Source organism: Agromyces binzhouensis, from assembly GCF_004135055.1.
Lineage (GTDB): Bacteria > Actinomycetota > Actinomycetes > Actinomycetales > Microbacteriaceae > Agromyces > Agromyces binzhouensis.
The window spans coordinates 1-6,101 of record NZ_SDPL01000175.1 but is presented as its reverse complement, the minus strand read 5'-3'; the positions used below and the strand labels follow the sequence as shown (position 1 = coordinate 6,101).

Annotated in this window: 5 protein-coding genes; 4 read left to right on the top strand and 1 reads right to left on the bottom strand. The window is 72.9% G+C overall.

Annotated features, from left to right (window positions below; translation table 11 throughout):
* Nucleotides 1–732 (bottom strand): Gfo/Idh/MocA family protein (locus ESO86_RS09780; protein WP_165307605.1); only part of this gene is annotated, 732 nt, incomplete at its 3' end.
* 183 nt (nucleotides 733–915) lie between these two features.
* Between ESO86_RS09780 and ESO86_RS09775 the strand changes: the two genes are divergently transcribed.
* The 4 genes from ESO86_RS09775 (at nucleotide 916) to ESO86_RS09760 (ending at nucleotide 5,936) form a co-directional block, all read left to right on the top strand.
* Nucleotides 916–1,959 (top strand): LacI family DNA-binding transcriptional regulator, encoded by a 1,044-nt coding sequence (locus ESO86_RS09775; protein ID WP_129234729.1) that lies wholly within the window; start codon nucleotides 916–918, stop codon nucleotides 1,957–1,959.
* Nucleotides 1,960–2,611: 652 nt separating this feature from the next.
* Nucleotides 2,612–3,811 carry a Gfo/Idh/MocA family protein gene (locus ESO86_RS09770; protein WP_129234730.1) on the top strand — a complete coding sequence of 400 codons (1,200 nt, stop codon included), beginning with the start codon at nucleotides 2,612–2,614 and terminating at the stop codon, nucleotides 3,809–3,811.
* A gap of 2 nt (nucleotides 3,812–3,813) precedes the next feature.
* Nucleotides 3,814–5,049, top strand: a complete 1,236-nt coding sequence (locus ESO86_RS09765; RefSeq protein ID WP_129234728.1) for a DUF993 family protein — start codon at nucleotides 3,814–3,816, stop codon at nucleotides 5,047–5,049.
* Nucleotides 5,046–5,936 carry a sugar phosphate isomerase/epimerase family protein gene (locus ESO86_RS09760; RefSeq protein ID WP_129234727.1) on the top strand — a complete coding sequence of 297 codons (891 nt, stop codon included), beginning with the start codon at nucleotides 5,046–5,048 and terminating at the stop codon, nucleotides 5,934–5,936. The genes ESO86_RS09765 and ESO86_RS09760 overlap by 4 nt, the downstream gene beginning before the upstream one ends.
* Nucleotides 5,937–6,101: the final 165 nt, after the last annotated feature.

Genomic DNA, 6,101 nt, shown 5'->3' with positions numbered 1-6,101 from the left:
GCAGGTGCCGCGGGCGGGTCGCTCGCCGAGTCCCCGCGCCGCGGCGTTCTCGGCGCCGTAGAACCGCAGGCCGCCGCTCGCGAACACGCGCACGGGGGCGGCGCCGATCCACCAGTTGACGAGGTCGAAGTGGTGCGACGCCTTGTGGATGAACAGCCCGCCCGAGTTGGCCTTGTCGCGGTGCCAGCGGCGGAAGTAGTCGGCGCCGTGCACGGTGTCGAGCGCCCACTCGAAGTGCACGCTCGTGACCCGGCCGATGCGTCCCTCGGCGATGACGCGCCGCAAGGTCGAGTTGCGCGGGCTGTAGCGGTAGTTGAACGTCGTGATGACCTCGCGACCGGTCTCGGCGATCGCGGCGCCGATGCGGCGCACGCTCGCCGCGTCGATCGTCAGGGGCTTCTCGACGACGACGTCGGCGCCCGCGCGCAGTGCGCGCACGATGCAGTCGGCGTGCGTGTGGTCCGGCGTCGTGATGACGACGCGGTCGAGCCGCTCGTCGACGATCATCCGCTCGAGGTCGTCCACGGCCCAGCGCGAGGGTGACGGATGCCCCGCGGCGACCACCTCGCGGTCGTACACGTCGAGACGGCCCGGGTTCACGTCGGACCACGCGACGAGCTCGGCGGTGTCGGGCACGCGCTCGGCTCCGAGCACGGTGCCGCTCAACGCCCCGATGTACATGCCGGCGCGGCTGCCCGCGCCGATGAGTCCGTACCGTTCCCGCTGCCCCATCGCTGCTCCGCTCGCTGGTCGTGCCTTCCGCGACGACCATACGGGAAAGCGCTATCTCATTACGGTAGCATTGCGTCATCCGGGCGCCCCGCGGCCCCGACGCCGCTGCATCCGCCACCCTCGGCGATACCATGGGGCGCCTGCCAGAGCCTCGCGAGAGTGCCTCACGGATACGGAGGACGCATGACCGACGACGCCGTCGAGACCCGGCGCACCGCCCCGGCGACGCTGCACGACGTCGCCCGCGAGGCCGGCGTGTCCCTGGCCACCGCATCGCGATCGCTGAACGGCAGCACCCGCAAGGTCAACGAGGAGTACCGGCAGCGCGTGCTCGCGGCGGCCGCCAAGCTCGACTACTCCCCCAACCTCTCCGCCCAGGCCGTCGCCCGGGGCACGACGACGACCGTCGCGCTCCTCGTCGCCGACATCGCCGACCCCTACTTCTCGCAGATGGCGGCCGGCGTCGTCCGCGAGGCCGACCGCGAGCGGCTCATCGTCACCATGGCCGCGACCGAGCGCGACACCGAACGCGAGCTCGACCTCGTCCGCACGCTCCGCGGCCAGCGTCCGCGCGTCATGATCCTCGCCGCGTCGCGCCGCGAGGACGATCCGAACAACGACGCCCTCGAGGCCGAGCTGCGCGCGTTCGAGTCCAACGGCGGACGCGTCGCGTTCGTGAGCAGCGCCGCCGGGGCGTTCCGCGCCGTGCAGCTGGACAACCGCGCCGGAGCCGAGGCCCTCGCGCGCGAGCTCATCGACCTCGGCTACCGACGCTTCGCCGCGGTCACCGGCGCCGAGGGCATCCGCACCGCCGACGAGCGCCTCGCCGGCTTCCGCGCCGGACTCGAGGCCGGCGGCGGCACGCTCGAACGCATCGTCCGCCCCGACTTCACGCGCGACGGCGGATACGAGGGGATGACGCAGCTCATCGAGGAGGGCCTCGACGGCATCGAACTCGTCTTCGCCGCCAACGACGTCATGGCCGTCGGCGCGATGTCGGCCATCCGCGACGCCGGCCTGACCCCCGGCACGGATGTCGCGGTCGCCGGCTTCGACGACATCCCCACCGTGCGCGACGTCACCCCTCCCCTCACGACCGTCCGGATCCCACTCGAGGAGGTCGGCCGCCGCGCCCTCCGGCTCGCGCTCGACGAGGACGGCGCCGTCGACGACGCCCCGGTGCACACCGAGGTCGTGCTGCGCGACTCGACGCCGCGCCGCGGCTGACCCCGCCCTCGACGGGCTGGTGCTCGTCCTCCCCGGGGTGGCTGATTCGCGACCCTCGCGGGGCTGATTGGCCACCCTCGAGGGGCTGATTGGCACCCTCGAGGCGCGCGCACCCCGCTCCCGGGCGCGCGAACGCCGCTCCCGGGCGCGCGAACGCAGGATGAGCCGCCCGACGCCCCCGCATTCGGCAGCTCGCGCCCTGTCATCCTGCGAACTCGGCGCGGCCCGCGCCATCCGCCCGGCCGGGCCGAGCCGTCTCGACCTCGAACGCAGGACGAGCCGCCGGACGCCCCCGCAGCCGACGCCGTCATCCCCGCCATCCTGCGAACTCGAGGCGGCCCGAGCCATCCACCGGGCCAGGCCGAGCCGTCTCGACGTCGAACGCAGGACGAGCCGCCAGATGCCCCCGCAGCGGGCGCCGTCATCCCCGCCATCCTGCGAACTCGGCCCGGATGGACGTGGGCAGTCCGTCGGGCCACTCAGGGCGACGGCCCGCGACGACACGGGGTGTTGCGCGAACCGCGATGGGTGCCATACACTCGGGTAAACGCTTTCCCGCAGCGGTGCGGCGGCCAGGCCCGTCTCCCGCTCCCGGCACCGAAGAGGAACCACCGTGGCAGACGAGACCACCCCGCAGACCATCGGCATCATCATGAACGGCGTCTCCGGCCGCATGGGGTACCGCCAGCACCTCGTGCGCTCGATCCTCGCGATCCGCGAGCAGGGCGGCGTGCTCCTCGCCGACGGCGAGACCCGCGTCCAGGTCGAGCCGATCCTCGTCGGCCGCAGCGAGAAGAAGCTCGCCGAGCTCGCCGCGAAGCACGGCATCGAGCACTGGACGACGAACCTCGACGAGGCCCTCGCCGACGACCGCTGGCAGGTCTACGCCGACTTCCTCGTCACCAAGGCGCGCGCGAAGGCCATCACCAGGGCCATCGCCGCCGGCAAGGCGATCTACACCGAGAAGCCGACCGCCGAGAGCTACGCCGAGGCGCTCGAGCTCGCCCGACTCGCACACGACGCCGGCGTCAAGAACGGCGTCGTGCACGACAAGCTCTACCTCCCGGGCCTGCGCAAGCTCAAGCGCCTCGTCGACTCGGGCTTCTTCGGCACGATCCTCAGCGTCCGGGGCGAGTTCGGCTACTGGGTGTTCGAGGGTGACTGGCACCCGTCGCAGCGCCCGAGCTGGAACTATCGCGCCGAGGACGGCGGGGGGATCGTCGTCGACATGTTCCCGCACTGGAACTACGTGCTCGAGAACACCTTCGGCCGCGTGGAGTCCGTCTACGCGAAGGCGGTCACCGAGATCGCCGAGCGCGTCGACGAGCACGGCGAGCGCTACACCGCGACGGCCGACGACGCGGCCTACGCGATCTTCGAGCTCGCCGGCGGCATCACCGCGCAGCTCAACTCCAGCTGGACCACGCGCGTCAACCGCGACGAGCTCGTCGAGTTCCAGGTCGACGGCACGCTCGGCTCGGCCGTCGTCGGCCTCTTCGGCTGCAAGATCCAGCCGCGCAACGCGACCCCCAAGCCGGTGTGGAACCCCGACCTCGCGGACGACCACGACTACGCGCAGGACTGGATCGAGGTGCCGACGACCGAGGAGTTCGAGAACGGCTTCAAGACGCAGTGGGAGGACTTCATCCGGCACGTCGTCGAGGACGCCCCGAACACCTACGACTTCCTCGCGGGCGCCCGCGGCATGCTCCTCGCCGAGCTCGGCCTCGAGTCGTCGAGGACGGGCCGCCGCATCGACGTCCCCGAGGTCGGGCTCGACGGCGACGACGAGCCGGCGGATGCCGCGGCATCCGGCGCCGAGGAGACGAGCGAGCTGACGGGGGCGCACTGACCATGACCACGCTCACCGTGCTGCGGGCGGATGGCGCGACTCGCGCCGTCCCGCTCGCTCCACCGCCCGCCTTCGCCAGGCCGCGGACGCCGCTCGCGTCGCGCGTCGCGTACGCGGCGGCGCACGTCGTGCCGAAGGCGCACGCCGACAACACGCCGGGGCAGCCGGCGGAGATCGACTGGGACGCGACGCTCGCGTTCCGCCATCACGTCTGGTCGTGGGGCCTCGGGGTGGCCGACGCCATGGACACCGCGCAGCGCAACATGGGCCTCGACACCGCTGCGACCCGCGAGCTCATCTCGCGCAGCGCCGCCGAGGCGGCCTCGGTCGGCGGCCGTGTGGTCGTGGGCGTCAACACGGACCACCTCGACGACGAGGTCGTCTCGATCGAGCAGGTCGTCGACGCCTACGCGGAGCAGCTCCACCACGCCGAGGATGCCGGCGCCGGCGCCGTGCTGATGGCGAGCCGCCACCTCGCGCGCGTCGCGCAGAGCGCCGACGACTACCGCCGCGTGTACCGCGAGGTGCTCTCGAAGGCGGGTGCGCCGGTCGTGCTGCACTGGCTCGGCACCGCGTTCGATCCGGCACTCGAGGGCTACTTCGGGTCGACCGACACGGATGTCGCAGCCGCAACGCTCCTGCAGGTCATCGAGGCGAACCGAGACCGGGTGCAGGGCGTGAAGATGAGCCTGCTCGACGCCGACGCCGAGATCGCCGTTCGACGCCGCCTCCCGGCGAGCGCCCGGATGTTCACCGGAGACGACTTCCACTACGTCGGACTCATCGAGGGCGACGACGAGGGCCACTCCGACGCGCTGCTCGGCGCGTTCGCGGCGCTCGCCCCGAACGCCTCGGCCGCGATCCAGGCGCTCGATCGCGACGACGTCGACGAGTACCGCCGCATCCTCGGCCCGACCGAGGAGCTCTCGCGCCAGGTCTTCGCCGCCCCGACGTACTACTACAAGACGGGTGTCGCGTTCCTGTCGTGGTTGAACGGCCACCAGGCCGCGTTCCAGATGGTCGGCGGCCTGCACGCCGCGCGCAGCCTCCCGCACCTGTCGCGCATCGTCGAGCTCGCGAACGGCTCGGGCGCCCTCGAGCGACCCGAGCTCGCGGCCGCCCGGTGGCACGAGCTGCTCACGATCAACGGCGTCGACACGACGGTGACGGATGCCGCGGCCGCCACTCCCGCAGAGGCCGCCGTCGAGGCACCGTCCTCCGAGGCGGTCCCCGCATGAGCGCGCACCCCCGCCTCTCGCTGAACCAGGCCACCATCAAGCACGCCTCGCTCCAGGAGGCGCTCGACGTCACCGCCGCAGGCGGCTACCGGGCCATCGGCCTGTGGCGCGAGCCCGTCGCCGAGGTCGGCCTCGCCGAGGCATCCGCTCGACTCGCCGATTCGGGGCTGCGCTTCACGAGCCTCTGCCGCGGCGGCTTCTTCACGATGCCCGAGGGCGCCGAGCGGCGCGCGTCGATCGACGACAACCGTCGCGCGATCGAGCAGACCGCGACGCTCGCGTCCGCCGGGGCGCCCGGTTCGACCGCGGTGCTCGTGCTCGTCGCGGGCGGCCTGCCGGAGGGGTCGGACGACCTCATCGGCGCGCGGGCCCGCGTGGCCGACGCCCTGGCTGAACTGGTTCCGGATGCCGCAGCTGCGGGCGTGCAGCTCTCGATCGAGCCGCTGCACCCGATGTACGTCTCCGACCGCGCGGTCGTGTCGACGCTGAAGCAGGCGCTCGACCTCGCGGCGCCGTTCGCCCCCGAGACGGTCGGCGTCGAGGTCGACACCTTCCACGTCTGGTGGGACCCGGAGGTGCTCGACCAGGTCGCGCGCGCCGGACGCGAGGGGCGCATCGCCAGCTACCAGGTGTGCGACTGGAAGACCCCGCTGCCCGCGGACGCGCTGCTCGCCCGCCACTACCCCGGCGACGGCGTCATCGACTTCGCGGCCTTCACGAGGGCCGTCGAGGCGACCGGGTACGACCGCGACATCGAGGTCGAGCTCTTCAACGCCGACATCTGGGCGACCCCGTACGCCGACGTGGTGGCCCGGACCGCGGCATCCTTCGACCGGGTCGTGGCACCGCACCTCGCGACGGCGCCCGCCGCGGTGCCGTCCCGGTAGCACGAGCGCACGCCCCGTCGACGACCGCCCCCGGGCGACCCCGCTGGTTCCTCGGGAGGAACTTCCGCGCGACACGCCGCACCGACATGCGCGGCGCGCCGCGAGCGGTGGGAAACGTCCTCCCGACGGGAGAGGGCGGGTGGGGCGGCGTGGGCCGGCCGGACC

Coding starts and splice junctions, on each gene's coding strand:
- ESO86_RS09775 (WP_129234729.1), top strand. CDS start 916: ATGACCGACGACGCCGTCGAGACCCGGCGCACCGCCCCGGCGACGCTG.
- ESO86_RS09770 (WP_129234730.1), top strand. CDS start 2,612: ATGAACGGCGTCTCCGGCCGCATGGGGTACCGCCAGCACCTCGTGCGC.
- ESO86_RS09765 (WP_129234728.1), top strand. CDS start 3,814: ATGACCACGCTCACCGTGCTGCGGGCGGATGGCGCGACTCGCGCCGTC.
- ESO86_RS09760 (WP_129234727.1), top strand. CDS start 5,046: ATGAGCGCGCACCCCCGCCTCTCGCTGAACCAGGCCACCATCAAGCAC.